The 23300-nt window shown below is 63.3% G+C and carries 21 protein-coding genes and 2 pseudogenes; 12 read left to right on the top strand and 11 right to left on the bottom strand.

Features of this window, described 5'->3' with window-relative positions:
* Positions 1-104 precede the first annotated feature (104 nt).
* From HMI57_RS16035 to HMI57_RS16050, 4 genes and pseudogenes are all read left to right on the top strand, one after another.
* Positions 105-359, top strand: a complete 255-nt coding sequence (locus HMI57_RS16035; RefSeq protein ID WP_171587018.1) for a helix-turn-helix domain-containing protein — start codon at positions 105-107, stop codon at positions 357-359.
* A 244-nt stretch (positions 360-603) separates the two neighbouring features.
* Positions 604-702: pseudogene (locus tag HMI57_RS19200) on the top strand (rRNA methyltransferase); the annotation flags it as partial.
* A 104-nt stretch (positions 703-806) separates the two neighbouring features.
* Complete coding sequence (locus HMI57_RS16045; RefSeq protein ID WP_228721163.1) at positions 807-1883, top strand: ATP-binding protein; 1077 nt, start codon at positions 807-809, stop codon at positions 1881-1883.
* Positions 1884-2521: 638 nt separating this feature from the next.
* The gene (locus HMI57_RS16050) at positions 2522-4372 is read left to right on the top strand and encodes a S8 family peptidase (protein ID WP_171587019.1); all 1851 of its coding nucleotides are present in this window, start codon (positions 2522-2524) and stop codon (positions 4370-4372) included.
* A 233-nt stretch (positions 4373-4605) separates the two neighbouring features.
* On the opposite strand, the gene HMI57_RS16055 is transcribed toward HMI57_RS16050, so the two are convergent.
* Positions 4606-5481: a hypothetical protein gene (locus HMI57_RS16055; RefSeq protein WP_171587020.1), complete on the bottom strand. Its 876-nt coding sequence runs from the start codon at positions 5479-5481 to the stop codon at positions 4606-4608.
* A gap of 286 nt (positions 5482-5767) precedes the next feature.
* Here HMI57_RS16055 and HMI57_RS19205 point away from each other — a divergent pair.
* Positions 5768-5964: pseudogene (locus HMI57_RS19205) on the top strand (IS21 family transposase); the annotation flags it as partial.
* Positions 5965-5984: 20 nt separating this feature from the next.
* Here HMI57_RS19205 and HMI57_RS16060 read toward each other — a convergent pair.
* The 3 genes from HMI57_RS16060 to HMI57_RS16070 form a co-directional block, all read right to left on the bottom strand.
* Complete coding sequence (locus tag HMI57_RS16060; RefSeq protein ID WP_171587021.1) at positions 5985-6236, bottom strand: hypothetical protein; 252 nt, start codon at positions 6234-6236, stop codon at positions 5985-5987.
* Between the two features lie 162 nt (positions 6237-6398).
* The gene (locus tag HMI57_RS16065; RefSeq protein ID WP_171587022.1) at positions 6399-7499 is read right to left on the bottom strand and encodes a DUF4062 domain-containing protein; all 1101 of its coding nucleotides are present in this window, start codon (positions 7497-7499) and stop codon (positions 6399-6401) included.
* Between the two features lie 543 nt (positions 7500-8042).
* On the bottom strand, positions 8043-8276 hold the full coding sequence (locus tag HMI57_RS16070) for a hypothetical protein (RefSeq protein ID WP_171587023.1): 234 nt from the start codon (positions 8274-8276) through the stop codon (positions 8043-8045).
* Positions 8277-8375: 99 nt separating this feature from the next.
* On the opposite strand from HMI57_RS16070, the gene HMI57_RS16075 reads away from it, so the two are divergent.
* The 7 genes from HMI57_RS16075 to HMI57_RS16105 all read left to right on the top strand — a co-directional run bounded on the left by HMI57_RS16075 (position 8376) and on the right by HMI57_RS16105 (position 14637).
* A complete protein-coding gene (locus HMI57_RS16075) occupies positions 8376-9389 on the top strand; it encodes a DUF1524 domain-containing protein (RefSeq protein ID WP_171587024.1) in 1014 nt (337 codons plus the stop codon).
* A 56-nt stretch (positions 9390-9445) separates the two neighbouring features.
* The gene (locus tag HMI57_RS16080; RefSeq protein WP_171587025.1) at positions 9446-9775 is read left to right on the top strand and encodes a hypothetical protein; all 330 of its coding nucleotides are present in this window, start codon (positions 9446-9448) and stop codon (positions 9773-9775) included.
* Between the two features lie 655 nt (positions 9776-10430).
* Positions 10431-11078 (top strand): ATP-binding protein, encoded by a 648-nt coding sequence (locus tag HMI57_RS16085; protein ID WP_228721168.1) that lies wholly within the window; start codon positions 10431-10433, stop codon positions 11076-11078.
* Positions 11075-12322, top strand: coding sequence for a DNA-processing protein DprA (gene dprA, locus HMI57_RS16090; protein WP_171587026.1), 1248 nt, complete (start codon positions 11075-11077; stop codon positions 12320-12322). Before HMI57_RS16085 ends, dprA begins: the two co-directional genes overlap by 4 nt.
* A gap of 14 nt (positions 12323-12336) precedes the next feature.
* Complete coding sequence (locus tag HMI57_RS16095; protein ID WP_171587027.1) at positions 12337-12894, top strand: methylated-DNA--[protein]-cysteine S-methyltransferase; 558 nt, start codon at positions 12337-12339, stop codon at positions 12892-12894.
* Between the two features lie 125 nt (positions 12895-13019).
* A complete protein-coding gene (locus HMI57_RS16100; RefSeq protein ID WP_171587028.1) occupies positions 13020-13940 on the top strand; it encodes a tyrosine recombinase XerC in 921 nt (306 codons plus the stop codon).
* A 193-nt stretch (positions 13941-14133) separates the two neighbouring features.
* Positions 14134-14637 carry a DUF3145 domain-containing protein gene (locus HMI57_RS16105; RefSeq protein ID WP_171587029.1) on the top strand — a complete coding sequence of 168 codons (504 nt, stop codon included), beginning with the start codon at positions 14134-14136 and terminating at the stop codon, positions 14635-14637.
* A gap of 23 nt (positions 14638-14660) precedes the next feature.
* On the opposite strand, the gene HMI57_RS16110 is transcribed toward HMI57_RS16105, so the two are convergent.
* The 7 genes from HMI57_RS16110 to aceE form a co-directional block, all read right to left on the bottom strand.
* On the bottom strand, positions 14661-15242 hold the full coding sequence (locus HMI57_RS16110) for a dihydrofolate reductase family protein (RefSeq protein WP_171587030.1): 582 nt from the start codon (positions 15240-15242) through the stop codon (positions 14661-14663).
* Positions 15243-15365: 123 nt separating this feature from the next.
* On the bottom strand, positions 15366-16601 hold the full coding sequence (fabF, locus tag HMI57_RS16115) for a beta-ketoacyl-ACP synthase II (protein ID WP_171587031.1): 1236 nt from the start codon (positions 16599-16601) through the stop codon (positions 15366-15368).
* A gap of 103 nt (positions 16602-16704) precedes the next feature.
* Positions 16705-16950, bottom strand: a complete 246-nt coding sequence (locus HMI57_RS16120; protein WP_019482900.1) for an acyl carrier protein — start codon at positions 16948-16950, stop codon at positions 16705-16707.
* An 83-nt stretch (positions 16951-17033) separates the two neighbouring features.
* Complete coding sequence (locus HMI57_RS16125) at positions 17034-18086, bottom strand: beta-ketoacyl-ACP synthase 3 (RefSeq protein ID WP_171587032.1); 1053 nt, start codon at positions 18084-18086, stop codon at positions 17034-17036.
* Positions 18086-19048: an acyltransferase domain-containing protein gene (locus HMI57_RS16130; RefSeq protein WP_171587033.1), complete on the bottom strand. Its 963-nt coding sequence runs from the start codon at positions 19046-19048 to the stop codon at positions 18086-18088. The genes HMI57_RS16125 and HMI57_RS16130 overlap by 1 nt, the downstream gene beginning before the upstream one ends.
* A gap of 96 nt (positions 19049-19144) precedes the next feature.
* Positions 19145-20380 (bottom strand): helix-turn-helix domain-containing protein, encoded by a 1236-nt coding sequence (locus tag HMI57_RS16135; RefSeq protein WP_171587034.1) that lies wholly within the window; start codon positions 20378-20380, stop codon positions 19145-19147.
* A gap of 157 nt (positions 20381-20537) precedes the next feature.
* Entirely contained in the window at positions 20538-23276 is a 2739-nt protein-coding gene (aceE, locus tag HMI57_RS16140; protein WP_171587035.1) for a pyruvate dehydrogenase (acetyl-transferring), homodimeric type, read from the bottom strand.
* Positions 23277-23300: the final 24 nt, after the last annotated feature.

Below are 23300 nucleotides of genomic sequence, written 5' to 3' on the forward strand. Positions count from 1 at the left end.
TTTTCGCCTTTTAAACACGCCCATCAACGGCCACCCGATGAAACCATAGGGTTAGTAGATCTGGGGATGTGCGTTGCGGAGGCCGAGCCACCAAGCATGTCCCTATGCCTGAAGAGAAGCAGCCGCCTCCCCGTTATCTGACCGTGGAGCAAGCCGCTGTGCATTTGAACGTCAGACGGCCGCTGGTTCAGGCTCTTCTGAAATCCGGCGAACTCCGGGGGTTCCAGATCGGTGGCCGCAATACCTGGCGGATTGGTCTCGACGACATCGATAACTACGTCGAGGAGGCGTACCGCCGGACCGCTGAGCGTATCGCTGCCGGCGAGATCGACGATGCCGCTCCTGGAGACGATGACTGACCGTTCCTTTGCGAGCCAGCCGGAGTGGGAGGTTATGTACCGCCGGGGGCTGACTCAAGCGCAGATTGCAACCCTGTGCTCAGGGATTAACTGCTGCTTGGCTCAGGCGACGCGACGAACTCGCAGCGTTCATGTCGCAAGAAGGCCGTACGCCTTCGGGCGGACGTGCCGACTCCGCGGAAACGATTCTCTCTGCCGGACCATTTACGGCAACGATCATGCCCATAGAGCTGTCCCAGCAAATCAAGTGCTTGACGTCCGCGTGACCATTCCGATGATGAACGGCGTGGATTCGCTGAATGTTGCTGCGTCGTTGACGGTGGCGTTTTATGCAACGAGATGAGCCCCGAGTTGTCATGCTGAGGCTGTAAGCAGAATCAGTAGGAGGCAGGTGTGACGGTGTCTGCTTAGCGCAACGCTGCGAAGATCGAGGCAGACGCTTGGAAGATGACTAGTATTACCTGCAGCGGTAAGCCGCGAACGAGCCGCGAGCAATCCATGCCCTGGCCTTCTTTAGAACAACGTAATGATGAGAGAGGCAGCAGAATGGCACGCGCGGATTTGCTCCTCGCCCTGGTCGAATCCGGTGCAGGTGGCGATGATCTAGCGTTTCGTCGCGCCGCAGAAGCACTTATCGCCGAGGAGAATGCGAAGAAGCACGTCATCCTGGCGTCGCAGCTAGCTGACGCCTTGACCAGGCGTAGGAAGCCCGGCTCAAATGTGTCTCCGCTGACTCGGCCGCAGGAGTCGGCCGGTTTGCTCCACGAAACAGAGCCGATGCGACGACTCACCGATCTAGTACTGCCGTCAACGGTTCGCCAAGCCACAGCCGATCTTGTTGAGGAACATCACCGACGAGACCTGCTTCGCAGCCATGGCGTAGAACCACGCCATCGAGTCCTCCTGGAAGGTCCTCCTGGAAGCGGGAAAACGACGTTGGCCGAGACGATCGCGACCGAGGTAGCGGTCCCGCTGCTGACTGTTCGGTACGAGGGCCTCATAGGATCCTTTCTTGGTGAGACGGCGAGTCGGTTGGATGCTCTTTTCTCAGCAGTTCGAATTCGTCCATGCGTACTCTTCTTCGACGAGTTCGATGCCGTCGCAAAGGAGCGTGGAGACACTCATGAAACTGGGGAGATTAAACGAGTCGTCAGTTCACTTCTCTTGCAGGTCGACCGATTGCCGAGCCATGTCATCGTGGTGGCGGCGACCAACCACGCCGAGCTGCTCGACCGCGCTGTTTGGCGGAGGATGCAGATTCGCTTATCGCTGCCCAACCCAACCCGTGCCGGAAGGATTGAATGGCTTCGTGCGTGGTCGGCACGTACAGGCGTTAGGTTCGGAAAGTCTGAGCGAACCATCGCGGACCGCCTGAGCGATGTGAGTTACGCAGAACTCGAGGACTTCGCCAGGGACGTTCAGCGCCGTCAGATTCTCGACGGCTTTGACGCGGATCCATCTTCTGTAACTGACCGCTTGCTGAATATGTGGGTTCACAGATCCCGGCCTGTATCCGATGGCTGACGGGGTCTCCAACGAGAGACCGGTCCTCTTGGGTCAAGTGCGTCAGCCGGTACCGTACAACCCGATAAACCGTGGTGGGTCCAAGGTAAACGTACCGTCCCACGGTTCTCAGGGTTTGCGGCTGGGGGGCAGGTTCGAGGACATTGAGTCCGCATTCTCGGAACAGATCACCCTGACTCAGTCACTAGGCGCGAGCGACCCGCAGTTGGTCGTTGTCTTCGAGGCAATTGATGAACGCGCCGACCTTGCTCGCGTTGCGCAACTACCGGGATTGGAGATCTTGGCGGAAGTTGAGCAAGAGTACGAGCCCGATCCGAACTTCCCCCGAAGGACCGCGAATCAAGACCTGCCCGTCACAGGCTGTCTCCACGCCGTTTGCATCAACGAACAGTCACGCGGAAAGATTCTCGCTCAGTGGCGTAAGTGGCAGACGACGGGGCAAGTTGATCGTGGCTACGCGCCGTTGCGCGATATCTTCGCCCACCCTCAAGGACGTACGACCGTGGGGTCCTCAGGATCGGGTCAGATTCAATGAGCTCGCCGTCGTGTTGGCGGGGATGCTCCCTGGCGATCACACCATAGAAATTGAACTCTGGTATCGGCTCTCTAGCTCGCTGCGTCAAAAGGCCGAACTTGAGGTGACCAGTCTTATTCGGGGGAGCGGAGGGCAGGTGCTCTCCGTCGCCCAAGTTGATGAAGTCGGCTATCACGGCATGAAATGCACAGTCCCGTTGGATGTGCTTCAGCGGCTCGCTGCTGGTGACCTCGATGCGGTTGCGGCTGTGAAATCAAGTCATGTGATGTACTTGCGGGCAAGTGCACAGTCGTACTCATTCTCTGGCGAGGTGCCGGCAGGAGCCGTGAAGGCAGGTCCGATACCGACCGGTGACCCAGTTTTTTGTGTACTGGATGGTGTGCCTGTTGCTAACCATCCAAAGCTGAGCGGACGCGTGATCGTTACGGACCCGGACGATCTGTCTGCCGATTCTGCGACCGAAACCGAACACCGTCGCCATGGAACTGCTATGGCGACGGTGTCCGTCTGGGGTGACCTCTCGTCCGGTGAGAGCCCTGCGGCGAGGCCCGTGCTCGTACGACCGATATTGACTCCTGCGCTCGACACCCAGGACCACGTCGAGGAAATCGCGGCGACAGAACTCGCTCCCGACCTCATGCGCCGTATATTCCGAGAACTTTTCGACGGGGATGGAACCTCAGCACCATCCGCGGAATCCATTGTCATTCTCAATCTCTCTGTGGGGGATCCCGCGGCCCCCTTCGACGGTGTAATCTCCTCTTGGGCGAGAACCATCGACTGGCTAAGTGTTACTTACGGCGTCGTTGTCGTAGTCTCCGCCGGAAACCACGGATCCCTCGCAGTCCCGTCAGGCGTCGATGCCATTGCGAAAGCAAACGGGACGGAACGTGCAGACGCAATAAATGCCCTCGTGGCGGAGACCGTACCACGACGGAGTCTGCTCGCCCCCGCTGATTCGATGAACGCGCTGACTGTAGGAGCGCTGAACGCAGACGGATCTGGTTCAATCCTTCTTGGGTACCGTTTCGACCCGGCAGACGGCGAACTAATTGTTAATCCTACGAGCGCCCTCGGCGCGGGCTACCGTCGTTCAGTCAAGCCGGATCTGATCGCGCCAGGCGGACGTGCACTATTTCGAACGTCCGTGATGTCGGGAGAAACCGAACTTCGTCCCGCTCCCCAAGGGGCGTACGGTCCCGGCATTCGAGTAGCGGCATCCAACGGAACCGACGAGGTCTTCACGATGGGAAGCAGCCCCGCCGCCGCGCTGGTCTCCAGAGACGCCGCCCGTGTAGTCGACTCGATCCTCGGCCTCGCAGACCGCCAGCTGACCCGGTCCGAACTCGCGGTGGCGACGAAGGCGCTCGTCGCACACTCAGCTCGTGTTCCAGACGATCTTCGCGTCCACACCGGCGTTCGACCGTATGCCCATGGCTACGGTATTCCAGCTCGATCCATCGCTGACGGGTGCGAACCGCACGAAGCGAGTATCCTCTACGTCGGCAACCTTGGCGCGAACGAGCAGTCCAATCTGTCCTTCCCATTGCCAAGCGGCCTCCAACAGACGGGTCTAAAGCGAGTCACGGCGACACTTGCCTGGATGTCTCCCGTGAACTGGAGACATCGTCAATACCGCTGCGCGGCACTGGATTTTTCCAAGCCGACCGGCTTCACGGAGCTGGGTTCGGCGCTGGACGTGAACAGCGACAGCTCCAAACGCGGCACACTCCAGCACGCAGTTTGGGAAGTCAACCGAGCCATTGGATTCGGCGCAGGAAACACTCTTGACCTCACTGTTCACTGTAAGGAGCAGGCTGGCGGCCTCAAAGGGGACCGCGTGGACTTTGCGGTGGTCCTGTCTCTGTGGGTTGCGCCCACGCTGAACGTAGACGTATACACACAAGTTAAGCAGCAGCTCGCTGCGCGTGTGGCTGTGACACCCGGCTCGTAACCGCCACCAAAGAGAGCCAGCATGCCCGCTCAGGAAAGACGGATACTCGTAGAAGTCACACTGCTGGCCAGCTCCGAATGTGCGCTAATCGCGCCATGCAAACGGTGCCGGCGACGAGGGCCAATCGGCCGTGGAACATCAGCGCGGGCTGCATCTGCCGACGCCGCCTACTGTCTGCGAGAGAACGGCTCGGCAGACAATAGACTTTCGGCGTCGGGGATAAGAGGGTCGCGTTAGTAAGTCCCCGATTTCCATCTTCGGCTTGCGGATTCCCTCACTGTGAATGCGGACGAACAGTTCGCGAGCGATATTTGAAAGTCGTCGCGGATCTTGAGAGCCAGCGACACGAGCAATCGGAGGAGTAGTACGTACGCCTGTCTGTGTGCGGCCAAAGCGCCAGGATTGGCGTTGGTTCCATGCGCGTACCTGTTGCGAAGATCCGGGCCACTGAACTCGCTCTTGTTCAGGTAGAAGTTGAAGTAGCTGGCCTCAGCCGAGGTCAGAAGTGTTGAGCTGAACGTCAGCCATCCCTTATCCACGAGGGCAAGCGCAGCGGCCGATTCGTCCGTTCCGTAGTGGCCGAATGGGGCTGCTTCATGGTGGTACATATCGCGGAGGACGAGAACCAACGTCGGCTGAGAGAACTCGATAAGGCCGGAATCTACTGCAACCAATCCCTCAGAGATCAACCAGTCGACGGGTTCGTTCTGGAAATGATGAAGCTCGTCGTAGGGCAGCTCATTCTCTGTGACCAGCTGGACAAAGCTCCTGGCTCGGAGCGACTTGTTGATGTAGGTGAGCCTCGACTGGTCGTTGAACAGGAGATGTAGCGCGTGCTCACACTCGCTGGGTGACTTGATGCGCAAGTACTTGTGTTCGACGAGGCTGGGGATCTCACTCCACGGCCTTGGTGCAGACGTCATGCGCAGGAGTTCGGGACCGAGTTCGCCCTCGTGGCAGTAGAGGGTGAACTGCTTGGCGATACTCTCCATCTCTGCGGAGATGTGCCGGCACCTTTCAAGAAATGAACTGTTCGGGCTGGAAGGGGCGTAGTAGAAGCCCGCTGCACCAAGTTGGCTGGTGAGGTGCTCACCGAAGAACCAAGCCACGGTTTCCTCGATCTCGATGCCGTTCTGGCGGAGGAACTCTTCGTAGGCATGTGTTCCCCTGGCTGGCTGTTATGCAGTGACGGTTCAGCTGTTAGCAGCCATGAAAAGCTGCCCATAGGCGGCCACGAAAGTGCCCACTGACGGCCAGCAAAACTGCCCGCCGGGGCCATGAGATCTGTCCACTTCCTTACCTGGACCTGCCGCGTCTTAAGCGGCGGGGGCCTCTGCCTGGGCTTTGAGGACGGTCGTCTAGTCGCACCAAAGTCGCCCAGGAAGAGGCCCTTGTATGAAGTCTGACAGAGAGATCATGAAATCCTTGCTGCCTCCGATCTGACCGGATCGTTGCGCGCCACTGCGGAGCTGACGGGCTGCCCCCACCACATTGTTGCTAAGCATGTCGCGGCCCGGGACGCCGGACGTCCGATCACCGAACCCGCTGCCCGGGACCGTGTTACCGACCCGTTCCTGCCCAAGATCGAGGAATGGTCGAAGGCTCGAACCGATCACCCGGCGACGGTGCCCGCACTCGCCGCAGAACCAGCCCGGCAGATCAGGGCCATGCAGTCCTGCGTGCTGATACGTGAATAGATTCTCGAACCCCACGAAGCGGCAGCGCCGCCCGGACGCTGCCAATAGACCACGACGTGGCCGCAGACCAACGCGATGTCCCGCTGTCGCCGGGACGCCTGCACCGAGGTCGCGATTTCGATGAGGCTGCGCACGTGCTCGACAGCAGATGCGGTCAGAGGCGGCATAGTTCGATTCATCCGTCTATCTATGACACCCCAGCACGGACACAGGACGGGCGCCGCTGCTCCGCCGCTCCCGCACCCCAACGGCTAAACTGAGACCACACACCGGGGTGTACTTTCCATTCCTCGCTGAGGCTCGCGAGATCGCAAGTGCACCCTGCGGTGTCAACGTCCGAGGCCTGTGATGAGGCGGTTGGCCAATGAGCTGGCGATCTCGGCGGCTCCGACGGTGAACACGGCGCTTGAGACGGACTCATCCGGTGTAATACGGATAGGTCGATTGTCGCCAAATCCGAACGACGTCGCTGAGCTGGAGCTGACGCTCATCATCATCGAGCCGGCTAGCCCGATGCTGATGGCGAATCGGTCTCCGGTCAAGACGTTCAGTGCGCCGGCCAATCGCAGTTGATCGGTGACGATCGACGTGAGGATGTCGTTGTTGACGTGCGCGCCGACCTGGGCTCGCGGCAGTGTCGTCCACACCGATACCTGACCGGTTCTGGCGACGCGGACGCCACGGAACTGCGCTGGCGCATCGTGGCCATGGGACGGCTGCTCTCGTTCGGGCACCGTGATGGTGACGTGCTCGTCAGTGACGTCTGGTTCAACGCCAACAGCCATTGAGACCGCTCCGAAGGTACGCAGCGTTCCGATGAGCGCATCGGGAAGCCGATGGATCTGACGAGTGGACCAAGGCTTGCCGTCCAGAGGGGCGATGTGCAACTCGATGTATGTGTGCTCGTGACCGTGCCCCCAGCCGGACGGCTGGTCCCATTCGTTTTTCCAGACCACCACCGGCGGTGTGTCGAGGGGCCCGTATGTCAGCGGCGAGGGTGCGTTCTCAAGCCGCCGGATGGCTGAGGTCACCTGGGTGAGCAGATCGGGAACGTCAGTGTAGTCAACCCAGAATGCGCCACGGGCGTAGTCACCGACCTGGCTGATCAAGGCGGCCTGATCAGGATCAGGCTCGACGCCGTCCTTGCGGAACACGAAAGTATCGATGCCCTTGCGGCGGGCCTCAACGAGTTCGTCGTGGGTGGCGGACTGGTCGGTCTCGGGGAACCGGTAGCCATAGTGGGGCCCGAGCAGCAATAGGTACACGTCACTGCCGGCGACGCCGTCGAGGCACGCCTCTCGTGACGGGTCAACCTGAGCGCCGAAGTCCTCGAACATGACCGGCACGTGGCCCAGCGCACGGATCAGACCAGGTAGGGCGCGCCGCTCGTCCTCCAGACCACGCTTGACACTGCTGACGAATACCCGCATGACATCAGAATGCCAGCCCGGCCGAGGTAATCGGGCCTTGGCCCGTCATCGGTCGCGGGTGTGTCGCGATGTCACCGATGACGGAGGAGCCACAGGCCGCATGGATCGGTAACCACCCATCGGAGTCGCGCACCAGGTCCGCGCCTCTCGCGAGCGCGCCAACAATGAGGACGGGTCGCCATCACGAGGAGCAGGTGGCGAGCTGCGGCTCGCCTGCGTAGCAGGCGACGAGGTCCTGCGTTGCGCCGGACGCAGTTGCCGATTCGCATCTCCCCAAGATCTAGTTCGCCGTGCATCCCGCGTGCGAGGATCGGATAATGATCAGTCCTGGGGGCCGTGTGGTTGCGCGCAAGGTGTCATTTCAAGGTCGGGTGCTTGGGCGCCACGGAAGTACCTCCGAGGGCCGCGGATTCGAATGCCGATCGCTGCCCGAGGACCTCAACGTGCCGGTCTACGCAGTCTTGAACAATGACACAGGCGAGGTTCGGTTCTTCACCGCTGAAGCGATCGAACCTTTAGATGACTGAAGTCGGAGCGCCAGCGTCAGAGCAGCATTAGCAAGTTCTCCGCCAGACCTGCTCTCCCAAGGAACCACCAGCTAGCACTGCTCGTTGCCATCGCAGCCACCAGCAGGGGCAACTTGTTTCGCGCCCTGATGTGGGAGACATGGGTGACGGGGCCCCGGACGTCCTCGACCGCGACTCCAGGGGCGGGTTCCACCTGTACCCGGGCGACGGCACGGGCGGCTGTAATTCCCGCGTACAGCATGAACAGCATCTCCTAACGGTGTTCACGGAAGGGCCGTCATCTGCGAAAGCGGGTGGCGGCCTTTCTTGTATACGGTGACTGGTGATGATCCTTCCTAGCTCCGCACACATGCCTTCCATGCAGCCGATCGCCCAGCCCCGCACGCTCTCCAAGCTCCGCCGGAGCGCCAGGACACTGGCCGCAGTAGCCATTGCTGTCGTCGCCCTGAGCGGCTGTCAGGCGCCTCCAGCCGTCACGGATACACCGGCCCCTCCCGCTGCTTCTGAAGCCCCTGCGGCCACCACAGCGGCACCCGCACCGACTACTGAAGCTCCGCCCACGACCGAGCCCGCATCGGCCGGAACAGCGATGGCTCTGCTGGAGACGATCGAGGTCAAAGGACGTGCCCCGAAGACCGGTTATGACCGGGATCAGTTCGGCCAGGCATGGGCTGATACAAACAAAAATGGTTGCGATACCCGCAATGACATCTTGGAACGAGATCTCACCGGAGAGACGTTCAAGCCCGGCACGAACGACTGTGTTGTGCTCACCGGGGTGCTCGCAGACCCGTTCACCGCAACGACCATCAACTTCGTCCGCGGAGCCGACACCAGCAGCGCTGTCCAGGTGGATCATTTGGTGGCCTTGTCGGATGCCTGGCAGAAGGGAGCCCAGCAGCTGGACCCGGACACCCGTGAAGCATTCGGCAACGATCCACTGAACCTCCTGGCCGTGGACGGGCCCGCGAACCAGCAGAAGTCGGACTCTGACGCGGCCAGCTGGTTGCCGCCGATCAAGGCGTTCCGCTGCGAATTCGTGGCTTTGCAGACCGCGGTGAAAGCGAAGTACGACCTCTGGATGACCGCTGCGGAGAAGGACGCGGTCGCTGGCGTGCTTTCTACCTGCCCGGACCAGCCGGCACCGACGACCGGGGGAGTGGCGGGCACCATCCAGGCGACCCCTGCTGAAGCACCCGTGCCCGAGCCGGCACCGGAACCGGCGGCAGAAGCTCCCGCCGGAGAAGTCAGCTACGCGAATTGCACCGAGGTGAGGGCCGCCGGAGCCGCACCCATCAAAGTTGGTGATCCCGGTTTCTCCTCGAAGTTCGACGGCGATGGGGACGGCATAGGCTGCGAGTGATCGGCGGAGTCCTCACGAAGAATATGGTGACCTGCCGAACGGACTAGGCTTCCCGTATGAGCGCGCTGTCCGACCTGCTGAACGATTCCAACGTCGAGCAGTTGTCCGCCCGCCGGATTACCACCATCGCGGCATCAAAGGGCGTGGAAGTCTCCAATACGTCGATTTCCAAGTACCTGCGGGCGGTGCCGGAAGAGCCCAGCGAGAAGATCCTGCAGGCGTTCTCACTCGCCCTGGACATCCCGATGACGAAGCTCCGTGAAGCCGCCGGCCTGCCGGCGGGGGAGTTGGAGCCGTTCGTACTGCCGGAGTCGGCGAACCGGCTGAATGCCCGCCAGCGTGAGCTCGTCCTGCACACCATCCGGGTGCTCCTCAACGAGGACTGAGACTGGTCCCATATGCGGCCATTCACTCTGCCAATCTCGTTATCGATTGAACACAGGCGCCCATCGGTGAGCCAGACGTGCCGAAGCTGCTCATCGAAGGTGAGATCCGGGTAGAGCCGCCCCATGAACCAGCGGACGTTGCGATGGAACAGGTCCGTGCCGTTCGCGAAGGACTCATAAGCATGACGCATCCCGTTTTCAAGCAATGTGTCCGGACTGTCCTTGGGGTTATAGACCTCATCGGGATGGGATGGCCCGGTTCCGCGAAGACCATCACAAGTTCGACTCCTCGAGCGCACCCGTTGCGCCCAGGAAGCCGCGCGGTATGCGCCCCTGTTAGCGGCCATGAAAAACTGCCCATAGCCGGCCACGAAAGTGCCCACTGACGGCCAGTAAAACTGCCCGCCGGTGGCCATGAGATCTGCCCACTTCCTTACCTCAACCTGCCGAGTCTTAAGCGGCGGGGGCCTCTGCCTGGGATCTGAGGACGGTGTCTAGTCGCACCAAAGTCGCCCAGGAAGGGACCAAGCAGATGCGGTCAGAGGCGGCATAGTTCGATTCATCCGTCTATCTATGACACACCAGCACGAACACACACCAGCATGAACACAGGACGGGCGCCGCTTCTCCGCCGCTCTCGCACCCCACGGCTAAACTGAGACCACACACTGGGGTGTACTTTCCATTCCTCGCTGAGGCACCCGAATACCAGCGCGGCGTCCTGGAAGCCCTGAGGGAACCCCTCGAAAGCGGCGAACTGATCCTCCATCGCTCGGCGGGCACCGCGTCCTACCCCGCCCGCTTCCAGCTGGTGATGGCTCTGAATCCCTGCCCCTGTGGACTGGCGAGCGGCAAGGGAATCGACTGCGTGTGCACCGCCGAGCAGCGCCGCCGGTACTTCAATCGTCTGTCGCAGCCCCTCCTCGACCGGGTCGATCTCCAACTGGCGGTCTCCCGCGTGTCCCTGGCCGACTACGCCGACGCCTCCACTGCCGAATCCTCCAAGACCGTGGCGGCACGAGTGGCCGCAGCCCGAGCCGCGCAGCGCGAACGGCTGGCCAAGTGGGGAGCCAGCACCAACGCCGGGATGTCCTCGGCCGTCTTGAATGACGGACTCAAGCTGGCCCGGGCGGTCACAGCTCCGGTCGATCGGGCCATGCAGCACGAAACCCTCACCATGCGCGGCCACGACCGGGTGCTGCGCGTGGCCTGGACCCTCGCTGATCTCGGCGGCCGTACGTCGCCCTCCAGCGACGACGTCGAGGTTGCACTCACCCTCCGGCTTCAGGAGAGTTCCCCATGACAGCCCCTGCTGACCCCTTACTGATCGCAAGGGCCGCCCTTTCCCGGTTGCTCGAACCGTCCGACAGTGTGGGCCTGGCACTGACGGCCGCCGTGGGACCACTTGATGCTTTACGCATCGCCAGCGGCCAACTGTCTGCAGGCGGGGTGCTGGCTGGTGAGATCGCAGGACTCCTGGAGTCCAATGGCTTCAGTCCCCGGCCACACGTCCTGCAGGAGGCATTGGACCGGTGGAAGCCGAGGGTGGCGGACCTCGCCCCGGAACGCGACCTCGCAACCCTCGGCCGGCTGGGTGGTGCGCTGGTGACACCCGAGAGTGAGCTATGGCCCTCGGCACTGGACGACCTGCAACTTTCCGCGCCCTCCTGCCTGTGGGTGCGCGGGGACCTGGCTGCAGGCATCCCTGAACTCAGCCGGCTGGTCGCGGTCGTCGGCTCCCGCGACAGCACCGCCTACGGGGCGACAGTCACCGGAGAGCTCGCCGCTGGCCTGGTCACCCGCGGCTACACGGTAGTGTCCGGTGGTGCCTACGGCATTGACGCCCAAGCTCACCGGTCCGCCCTGGCCGCGGCAGGGGAGGACCGCCAGGTGCCCACCATCGGCGTCACGGCGTGCGGTGTCGACCGTTACTACCCGGCCGGGAACGAACAGCTACTACGGGAGACTGCGCGCCGTGGACTGCTGGTCGCCGAGGTGCCGCCCGGTTCCTCCCCCACACGGTGGAGATTTCTGCAGCGCAACAGGTTAATCGCGGCACTCTGCGCAGCGACGGTCGTGGTGGAGGCACGCTGGAGGTCGGGGGCGCTGAACACTGCTCATCATGCCGCGGGCTTGGGCCGGGCAGTAGGAGCCGTCCCCGGATCGGTGCACTCGGCCAACTCGGCGGGATGCCACCGGCTCCTGCGCGAGGGGAGCGCCGTGTGTGTCACGGATGCTGCCGAGGTGTCCGAACTCGCCGGACCAATCGGCAGCACCCTGGCGCCCGAGCCCGAGATCTCTCCCGCCGTCCATGATGGGCTCAGCGTCGAAGAGCTTCTCCTCTTGGATGCACTCCCGGTGCGGTCAACCTCCAGCGTCGACAAGCTTGCCTCAGTGGCCGGCCTGAGCATCCGCGGCGTCCTGGCGGGACTGAGCCGCCTTGAGTTCGGCGGCCTCGCAGAACGCTCCGACGACGGCGGTTGGCGTCGAAAGAGCACACACCCTAGGCAACAGCAGGTCGAAAGCGCACACCGTAAAAACCAGTAGAAGGGAAACCACTCATGAAGTCACACAGATTTATGACTACCCCGGCCGGTAAGCTGCTGATCGTCGTCGAAAGGGCATCGCTCACCGCTGTCTATCACGAGGTGCACAATCCACCGCCGATACCCTCGGCTGTCGGTGTCCCTTTCGCTAAGCTTTCGAAAGTGGCGGATGCAGCGGGCGAAACGCCCACAGCAGCCAGTCTGGAGGCCGACGCCGGAACCTTTTACCGCGCTCAGACCCAGTTCCATGAGTACTTTGCCGGGAAACGCCGGGCCTTCAGCCTGCCGGTCCAGCCGAACGGGACGGACTTCCAGCACCGCGTGTGGGCCGCAGTTCTCGCCGTTCCCTATGGCGAAACTCGCAGCTACAAGGAACTCGCCGCCCAACTCGGCAACCCGTTGATGGGACGCGCCATTGGCGCTGCCATCCGGGTGAATCCGTTGGCAATCATCATTCCGGGGCACAGGGTGGTCAGCTCCTCCGGTGGGGTTACCGGGTATTCGGCGGGCCCGGCCGTCAAACGACTCCTTCTGGACCTGGAGGCGGGTGATTCGGTCCGTCCGGCGGCATGAGGGCAATCTGCGAGAGCTGCGTAGTCACGGCGGCAGGCCTGAACCGAGCGTCAACATGATCCCGACTGGGGAGTGCAGCGGAGCGCCTCCTTGAGGATCGTTCCTACAGGGCGCACAGTGAACAGATGCAGCAACCGCCAGCCCCGTTCGCCGATGCGGTGGATCGGTACCGGACCTACCTGGTCGCGGAACGTAACCGCTCGGCCCACACCGTGCGCGCCTACCTCACCGATATCGGCGGGCTGCTCCGTTTCGCCCACGAGGCAGGAGTTACCCGCCTGGACGAGCTGACCCTTGCCGACCTCCGCGGTTGGCTGGGCACGATGGATGCGCAGGGCCATGCCCGGTCGACGATCGCCCGACGTGCCGCCACCGTGCGCAGTTTCCTGGCCTGGGCAGTGAGGGAAGAACTCATCAACGTCAATCCGGCCCTGCGGCTCCGGGCACCCAAGAAGGAGAAGACGCTGCCGGGAATTCTTTCGGTCAAACAACTGGACGGTATTTTCGACACTCTGCGAACAGCGTCCGCGGACGGCGACCCGATCGCCCTGCGGAACATCGCCCTCGTCGAAGTCCTCTACGGCACCGGGATCCGGGTCGGCGAGCTGGTCGGCCTGGACATCGATGACCTCGACCCGGACCGCCGGACCCTGAGAGTCGTCGGCAAGGGCAACAAGGAACGGACGGTGCCTTACGGAGTGCCGGCGGCACACGCCCTCGACGACTGGCTCCGCCGGGGGCGCCCCCTACTGGCTCATCCGACCAGCGGACCAGCCCTGTTTCTCGGTCAGCGCGGCGGACGGATGGACCAGCGGCAGGCCCGGTCCACGGTGGAGAAACTCTTCGCCGGGGTACAGGGCACCTCCGCGACCGGGCCCCACGCCCTCCGCCACAGCACTGCCACCCACCTGCTGGACGGCGGCGCCGACCTGAGGGCCGTTCAGGAAATCCTGGGGCACTCCAGCCTCGCCACCACCCAGATCTACACCCACGTCTCGGTCGAGCGGCTCCGTAAGAGCTACGAACAGGCCCACCCCCGGGCTTGACCGAGCTAGGGTAGAGGCGGATTCAGAACAAGTCCGGGACGGGCCAAGTGGCAACCAGGTAGTTACAGTGGCGCAATTAGGGTATGTAGGGCAGAATGAACCGTAGTTCGCCGTGTCGGCGGACACATTCGGACGAGTCCATTCACTGTTGCAGGTCGTTGGGGAAGACGCACCTACAGCTATGGAGGATGGAATGTCTGGTATTACGGCGCGCGGAGTGTTGTATATTCACTCAGCCCCTTCTGCGTTATGCCCTCATATCGAGTGGGCGATCGGTTCGGTGATTGATCAGCGGACCGATCTTGAGTGGTCCCCTCAGCCAGCCTCACCCGGCATGTTCAGGTCCGAACTGTCGTGGGTCGGGCCCCAGGGATCCGGAGCCCAGCTGGCATCAGCCCTCCGGGGATGGGCTCACCTCCGCTATGAGGTCACCGAAGAGCAGAGCGCCGGAGCCGACGGCGGTCGCTGGTCGCATACCCCTGAGCTGGGCATATTCCACGCCACGACTGATGTCCACGGCAACATCATGGTGACCGAGGACCGGATTCGGTACGCCTACGAGACCGGCGCAGGCGATCCCGCTGCCGTGTACCACGAGCTGTCGTTGGCGCTCGGCGAATCCTGGGACGAGGAGCTCGAACCGTTCAGGCATGCCGCCGAAGGTGCACCCGTGAGGTGGCTCCACCAGGTCGGCTAACCGATTTCCCCGATCAGGCCAGGTCAGCGGCGCACCCGATATCGGTGGTGCTGTACCCGGATCCCCTGGATTACTTCCTGAGGGTCTTCCAACAGGAGCTGACCCTGGACTGATCCGAAGTAGCGCTTCCCGGATCCGAACACCACGGGGACGACGTCCATGCGCACTTCATCGACCAGACCGGCGGCCAGCGCCTGACCGCCGACGTCGCCGGCAGCGACTTCAACGATCCGGTCACCGGCGAGTTCCTGCGCCTTGGCCACGGCTGCCTCGACGTTGCCGACGAAGTGAAATGGTGCCCCGGGGTCCCACCCCTCGGGCATCGGGCGGTGTGTCACGACAACCACATGGTCGATCCCGCCCGGTGGCTTTCCCTCCCAGCCGTCTGTCAGGTCGAAGACGCGGCGGCCAACGACTGTCGCCCCGATCTGGTCCCAGTACTGCCGGGTGTAGTCGAAGGAGGTCTGCGACACCATCACCATGCCGCTCTCATCCAGGGGGACATCGCCGTTGGTCAACCAGTCGAACAGTGGCCCGGGCTGGTCATTCTCGTCCGCGATGAACCCGTCCACCGACACTGAGCTGTACATGACTACCTTGCCCACCGGGCCCTCCTTTGCGCTGGGACGCCATAGTAGCGCGGGAGCATTATTTAAAGGCAGAAGGCGCCGACCGTGACGGTCGGCGCCTTCTGCCTTGTTGTACTCCGAGGGCGATCGAGCCGCGGGCTAGACGCTGCGGACCACGATCACTGCGTTGTGCCCGCCGAACCCAAACGAATTGCTCAGTGCCACCAGATCGCCAGCAGGCAGCGTCCGTTCGGTGGTCACAATGTCCAGCGGAATGTCGGGATCCTGCTTCTCCAGGTTGATGGTCACCGGCATCTTGCGATCGTAAACAGCCAGGACAGTCATCACAGCCTCCACCGCACCCGATGCGCCGAGCAGGTGGCCGGTCTGCGACTTGGTCGCTGACACTGCCACATTATCGATGTGGGAACCGAGGGCGGTCTTCAACGCCACGTACTCCGGCTTGTCGCCCACCGGGGTGGACGTGGCGTGGGCGTTGACATGGGAGATATCGGACGGCTGCACCCGGGCATCGAACATTGCTGCCTTCAGGGCGCGGGTAGCGCCCAGGCCACCGGGGTCCGGAGCGGTGATGTGATAAGCGTCAGCGGTCACCGAGGTGCCAGCCAGTTCACCATAGATTCGGGCGCCCCGGGCCAGTGCATGCTCTTCAGCCTCGATGAGAAGGGCCCCGGCGCCCTCACCCATGACAAAGCCGTCACGACCGGTGTCGTAGGGGCGCGAAGCGTGCTGAGGATCGTCGTTGCGCCGTGAGAGCGCCTGCATCGACGCGAACGCCGCAATCGGCATCGGGTGGATTGCGGCTTCGGCGCCGCCACACATGACGACGTCGGCCTTGCCGGAGCGGATCAGCTCCAGACCCTGGTGCAGGGCCTCAGTACCGGAGGCACACGCGGACACCGGGGTGTGGGCTCCCGCCCGGGCGCCCAGGTCAAGGCTCACTGCAGCTGCTGGGCCGTTGGGCATCAGCATGGGGACCGTCATGGGAAGGACCCGGCGGGGGCCCTTGGCGCGCAGGGTGTCCCAGGCATCAAGGAGCGTCCAGACACCGCCAATGCCGGTGGCAAACGCGACCGCGAACCGGTCGTGGTCAATTTCTTCAAGGCCGGAATCCCGCCAGGCTTCGCGGGCTGCGATGACCGCGAACTGCGTGGAGGGATCCATGCGCTTGGCTTCGACTCGTGAGAGGACCTCACTGGCAGGGGTCGTGACCTGCGCAGCGAAGGTCACGGGCAGCTCGTACTCCTGGACCCAGTCGGCTTCGATGGTTCGAGCACCGGAGACACCCTTGAGGGCGTTCTTCCACATGGTGGGGACGTCGCCGCCAATCGGCGTCGTCGCGCCCAGTCCGGTGATCACTACTTTGCGTGCCATGGTTCACTCTCTAAAACGTGGGGTGTTGCTGTGGAACGTGCGGGTGGACGCCTCCGCGGCTGTCAGCACCAAGTGGTGCTGGCAGCCACGGAGCCAAGTGGATCTAGGCCTGCGCGCCGGAAATGAAGTTGACGGCGTCGCCGACGGTCTTCAGGTTCTTGACCTCTTCGTCGGGAATCCGAACGCCGAACTTCTCTTCGGCGTTGACCACGATGGTCATCATCGAGATGGAGTCGATGTCCAGGTCATCGGTGAAGGACTTGTCCATCTCGACTGACTCGGGTGCAAGACCGGTTTCCTCGTTGACGATTTCGGCCAAGCCGGCCAGGATTTCTTCGTTGCTAGCCATGGATGGCTCCTTTTCTTGTCAAGCCGGATCAAAGACCCGGCATGGATAATCAAACCGCGGTTGACGGTTTGGCTTGGGAAAAACTAGGGAAGTACTACCACCTGCGCGCCGAACACCAGACCGGCACCAAAACCAATCTGCAGGGCCAGACCCCCGCTCAGCTGGGGGTGTTCCTGGAGCATGCGGTGCATGGCAAGTGGAATGGAAGCGGCCGAGGTGTTTCCAGCGTCAACGATATCGCGTGCCACTTCTACATGGTCGGGCAGCTTCAGCTGCTTGACCATCTCGTCGATGATGCGGATGTTCGCCTGGTGTGGCACGAAGGCCACCAGGTCCTCGGCCGTGACGCCTGCGGCGTCCAGTGCCTGCTGGGCGACCTTAGCCATTTCCCAGACCGCCCACCGGAAGACCGTTTGCCCGTCCTGGCGCATGGTGGGCCAGGAGGCTTTCGGCGTGTCTTCGAGGGATCCGCCGACGGCGCCCACTGAAGCGAGCTCGGCATCGCGGATATCCAGCAGCGAGTGGGACATCCGGATGGCCTGGTGCTTGCTGCCATCCGAGCCCCATACCGACGGTCCAATGCCGGCGCTCTCCGCCGGGCCGATTACCACGGCGCCTGCACCGTCGCCGAGGAGGAACGAAATGGTCCGGTCGGCGTTGTCGATGAAGTCGGACAGCTTCTCGACACCAACCACCAGAACGTACTCGGCGGTTCCTGCGTGCACCATCGCGTCCGCCTGGGCAATGCCGTAGCAGTACCCGGCACAGGCCGCCGAGATGTCATAGGCGGGCGCTGGCGTGGCACCGAGGCGGTCCGTCAGCTGCGCGGCAGCCGAGGGGGTGGCATAGGGGTGGGTCACTGTCGAGACGAGGACTGCGCCCAGCTGGGCGGCGTCGATTCCGGCGTTCTCCAAGGCCGACCGCGCCGCGGCCTCCGCCATGTCGATGACGCTGGTGTCGCGGTCGGCGCGGTGCCGGGTAACAATCCCGGTCCGCTGCCGGATCCATTCGTCAGAGGAGTCAATCCACTGGCAGACGTCTTCGTTGGTGACTATGACATCGGGCCGGAATACGCCGATGCCGTGGATGCGCGTGTGCTCGCGCAGTGGAGCTTGCTTCATGACGGGGGCGTTCACTAGTGTCCTTCTGCAATGGGGGAAATGACCGGATCCGGGGTGCGTGAGTGCTCCTCAATAAAGGAAGCGGCGGCATCCAGATCCTCAGGCGATTTTACGGCCAATGTGGGTGTCCCGCGCATTCCGCGCTTCATTAATCCCGTCAGCGTTCCCGCCGGCGACAATTCGAGAACCCCCGAAACCCCCATGTGCTCCAGCTGGGCCATGCAGAGGTCCCACCGGACCGGGCGCGACACCTGGGCGATCAGACTGTCCAGGTTTCCGTCCCCGGTGGTCACCGGGGCGCCGTCGTAGTTCGACAGCAGCGTGGCAACCGGATCAAGGGGTGTAAGAGTAGGCCGCAGCTCCTGGAGCGCCGCAACGGCGGGGCTCATGTGGTGGGTGTGGAAGGCACCCGCAACCTTCAGTGGGATGACCCTCGCCTTCGCCGGGGGATCGGCAATGAGTGCCGCCAGCTGGTCGAGGGTGCCGGCGGCAACAACCTGCCCGCCCCCGTTGGCATTCGCCGGTGTCAGACCGTGCCGGGCGAGTACCTCGGCGACGTCGTCGGGATCGCCGCCCAGGATGGCGCTCATCCCGGTGGGCACTACTGCTCCCGCTTCGGCCATGGCCGTGGCGCGGACCCTGACAAAGGCTGCCGCGTCCTGTTCGGACAGCGCACCGGCAATGGCTGACGCCGTGACCTCGCCCACCGAGTGGCCTGCGACCACAGTGGCCGCCGTCATCGGACGGTTGCCCAGCAGCACCCGCGCGGTCACCAGACCGGCGGCAACGATCAGGGGCTGCGCCACGGCAGTGTCCTTGATCGTTTCTTCGTCCGAGATGGTGCCGTGGCGGACCAGGTCCAGTCCGGCCTGATCGCTGAGGGACTCGAGATGCTCAGGGACGCCTGGGAGTTCCAACCAGGGGCTCAAGAAACCGGGCGTTTGGGACCCCTGACCGGGGCAGACAATTGCAAGCACGTATCAAGCTTTCCAAACTGCTAGGTGATTGTTGGGTATTCCGGTACACGAAGCTCCGGAGGCCACTTTGTAGGAAGTCTACAACGAAGGCATGGGTTACGGACGAGTAGCAGGCCGCTCCGGCGGGGCCTGGGCGGGCTGGCTGAGCCGGCCGACCACCAGTGCGGTTTGGAGGACGAACGCCTCGCGGGGGAGGAGCGGATCCCAGCCGGTGATGTCGCAGACACGCCGGAGCCGGTACCTGACAGTGTTCGCGTGGACGAAGAGTGCCCGGGAGGTCGCTTCGAGCGAGTGGCCCAGGTTCAGGTAGGCGGACAGCGTTTCTTCGAGGCCGTTGGAGGCTCCCACCAGGGGGCGGTAGATGTTCCGGATGAGGGCTTTCCGGGCGGTGTCGTCGCCGGAGATGACCCGTTCGGGCCAGAGATCGTCGGCGGCGACCGGCCGCGGGGCTGCCGGCCACGCGCGGGCCGCCGTCAGCCCGGCGAAGGCAGCCTGTGCCGAACTGCTGGCGGCGACAAGAGATTCGGATTCCGGACCGTACACCACCGGTCCCTGGCCGAACAGATCGCTGAGGCGGCTGTAGGTGTTCTCGGTGTTTTCCACCCCGCCAAGGACCAGGATCAGCCGGTCGCCCTGGATGCCCACCAGGGTGTCCTCGGCGATTCGGTCGGTGGTGCGGCGCAGCTCGTTGAGGAACATGGCGTTCGGTTCGGGCGGTGAACTGCCAACCATCACCGTGATCCGGGCCTGCGATTTCCAGCCCACCGCGGCGATCCGGGAGCGGAGGGCGTCCGAACTTTCACCCCGCAGGATGGCGTCCACCACCAGCGCTTCCAACCGCGTGTCCCAGGATCCACGGGTTTCGGCCGCCCGGGCGTAGACATCGGCGGCGGCGAAGGCAACTTCCCGGGAGTAGCGCAGCACGGCCTCGCGGAGGGCGCCCTGGTCGGCGTCGGCAGCGAGGTCGGGCACGCGGTCCTCGACCACCTGCACCACCACACGAATGAGCTGCAGCGCCTTCTGCAGGCTGATGGACCGGGTGAGTTCAGTGGGTGCCGTGCCAAAAACGTCGCTGAGGACCCAGGCAGGCGACACCGGGCGCTGGTACCAGTTCACAAACGAGGCGATGCCCTTTTGCGCCACCATGCCCAGCGCCGAGCGCTCATCCGGCCGCAGGCTGCGGTACCAGGGGAGCGACGCGTCCAGTTGTTGGAGTGTGGCGGTGGAGAGTGCGCCAATCTTGGCACGCAGCCGCTCCACCGTGTCGGGGTCGGCAACCGGGATCTCGGTCCTGCGGGAACTGGGCGGAAACGGGCGTTCGGACACAGGCATTCCATGAGCATACGTCTGAACCGGTATCTTGCTCCATTTGTGTAGAGGCTACAAACCGGCGATACCCTCGCCGGTGCCCAACAAAAAACTGCCCCGGGGAACGGGTGGATCGGTAATAACCGGTCCACCTGTTCTCCAGGGCAGTTTCTAGCGCGTGCTAGCTGTCCCCACCGGTGTTTCCGGTGGTGCCGGCGTTGACGTCGAGCAGCTTGTACTTGTCGATCGCTTCGGCGGGCGCGCTGGCGTCCACCTCGCCGCGGCGTGCCAGCATCTCGAGAGCCCGCACCACCACTGAGTGGCTGTCGATCTTGAAGAACCGGCGTGCTGCAGCCCGGGTGTCGGAGAAGCCGAAGCCGTCAGCCCCAAGAGTGGCGAACTCGTTGGGCAGGAACTGGCGGACCTGGTCCGGAACAGCCTTCATGTAGTCAGTCACGGCAACGATCGGGCCGGTGGCGCCTTCAAGCTGCTGGGTGATGAACGGTACGCGGGCTTCACCGGACGGATTGAGGAACGCTTCTTCCTCGGCGGCCAGTCCGTCGCGACGCAGCTCGGTCCACGAGGTGACCGACCAGACGTCGGCCGAAACCCCCCAGTCCTCGGCGAGGATCCGCTGTGCATCAAGGGCCCAGGGCACTGAGACACCCGAGGCGAGGATCTGGGTTCGCGGCCCGTCGATCTTCGCAGGCGAGACCAGATAAATGCCCTTGAGGAGGCCCTCGACGTCGAGCTCTTCCGGCTCTTTCGGCTGAAGGATCGGCTCGTTGTAGACGGTGATGTAATACATCAGGTTCCGGTCGTCCGAGCCTTCGCCGTACATCCGGTTCAGGCCGTCACGCATGATGTGGCCAATTTCGTAACCATAGGCCGGGTCATACGTGACCACGGCGGGGTTGGTGGAGGCCAACAGCGGTGAGTGCCCGTCCGCGTGCTGCAGTCCCTCGCCGGTCAGCGTGGTGCGGCCAGCGGTGGCCCCGATGATGAACCCACGGGTCATCTGGTCGGCGGCGGCCCAGTAGGAGTCGCCGGTGCGCTGGAAGCCGAACATCGAGTAGAACACGTACACGGGGATCAGTGGTTCGCCGTGGGTGGCGTAGGACGTACCGGCGGCGGTGAAAGCGGCTACCGATCCGGCCTCGTTGATCCCTGCGTGCAGGATCTGTCCTTCGACCGACTCCTTGTACGCGAGGACCAGGTCACGGTCGACGGACAGGTAGTTCTGGCCGTTCGGGTTGTAGATCTTCGCCGTCGGGAAGAAGGAATCCATCCCGAAGGTGCGGGCCTCGTCGGGGATGATCGGGACAATCCGCTTCCCGAACTCCTTGTCCCGCATCAGGTCCTTCAGGAGCCGCACGAAGGCCATGGTGGTGGCCGCCATCTGCTTGCCGGAGCCGCGCTTCGCGACCTCGTACGCCTTGTCGCCCGGCAGGGTAACCTCGGTGTGCTTGTTGCGACGCTCGGGGACAAAGCCGCCGAGCGCCTTGCGGCGTTCCAACAGGTACTTGATCTCGGGTGCGTCAGCGCCGGGGTGGTAGTACGGCGGGTTGTACAGGTCGTCGTCGATCTGCTCGTCAGTGATGGGAATGCGCAGGTGGTCCCTGAACGCCTTGAGGTCATCAGAGGTGAGCTTCTTCATCTGGTGGGTCGCGTTGCGCCCCTCGAAATGGGGGCCCAGGCCATAACCCTTGACCGTCTTCGCGAGAATGACCGTCGGCTTTCCCTTGAACTCGGTGGCGGCCTTGTACGCGGCGTACACCTTGCGGTAATCGTGCCCACCGCGCTTGAGCTTCCACACCTTGTCGTCGCTGAAATCGGCGACCATTTCCTTGGTCTGCGGGGTCTTCCCGAAGAAGTGTTCGCGGACAAACCCACCGGACTCGGCCTTGTAGGTCTGGTAGTCGCCGTCGGGGGTGGAGTTCATGATTCCCACCAGGGAACCATCTTCATCCTTCTCCAACAGGTCATCCCACTCGCGGCCCCAGACCACCTTGATGACGTTCCAGCCGGCGCCCCTGAAGAAGGCTTCGAGTTCCTGCATGATCTTGCCGTTGCCGCGCACCGGACCATCGAGGCGCTGCAGGTTGCAGTTGATGACGAAGTTCAGGTTGTCCAGGCGCTCGTTGGCTGCGAGCTGCAGCAGGCCGCGTGATTCCGGCTCGTCCATCTCGCCGTCGCCCAGGAAGGCCCAGACCTGCTGATCGGAGGTGTCCTTGATGCCACGGTTGTGGAGGTAGCGGTTGGACTGCGCCTGGTAGATCGCGTTCATCGGGCCGATTCCCATCGACACGGTGGGGAATTCCCAGAAGTTCGGCATCAGCCGGGGGTGCGGGTAGGAGGAGAGCGCGTGGCCTTCCTTCGACTTCTCCTGGCGGAACCCGTCGAGGTCCTCCTCGGTGAGGCGTCCCTCAAGGTAGGCCCTCGCGTACATGCCGGGGGAGGCGTGGCCCTGATAGAAGACCTGGTCACCGCCGCCTGGGTGGTCCTTACCCCGGAAGAAGTGGTTGAATCCCACCTCATAGAGGGTCGCGGCTCCTGCGTAGGTGGAGATGTGACCGCCGACGCCGATCTCGGGGCGCTGCGCACGGTGCACCATGACGGCCGCGTTCCAGCGCATCCAGGCGCGGAACTTCCGTTCGATTTCCTCGTCACCCGGGAAATCGGGTTCCTGGTCCGCCGGAATGGTGTTCACGTAGTCGGTGGTCGTCACCATGGGCACGCCGACGCTCCGCGCACCAGCGCGCTGCAACAGCGAACGCATGATGAACTGCGCCCGTTCAGTGCCCTGGACCCGGATCAGCTCATCGAGTGACTCAATCCACTCGGCTGTCTCCTCCGGGTCACCGTCGGTTCCGCCGGTCAAATTACTAAGAATTTCCGGTCCACCTTGCTCTACAGCCACGCCAAACCTCTCCCACTCCGCAGA

Source organism: Arthrobacter sp. 260, assembly GCF_013116745.1.
Taxonomy (GTDB): domain Bacteria; phylum Actinomycetota; class Actinomycetes; order Actinomycetales; family Micrococcaceae; genus Arthrobacter_D.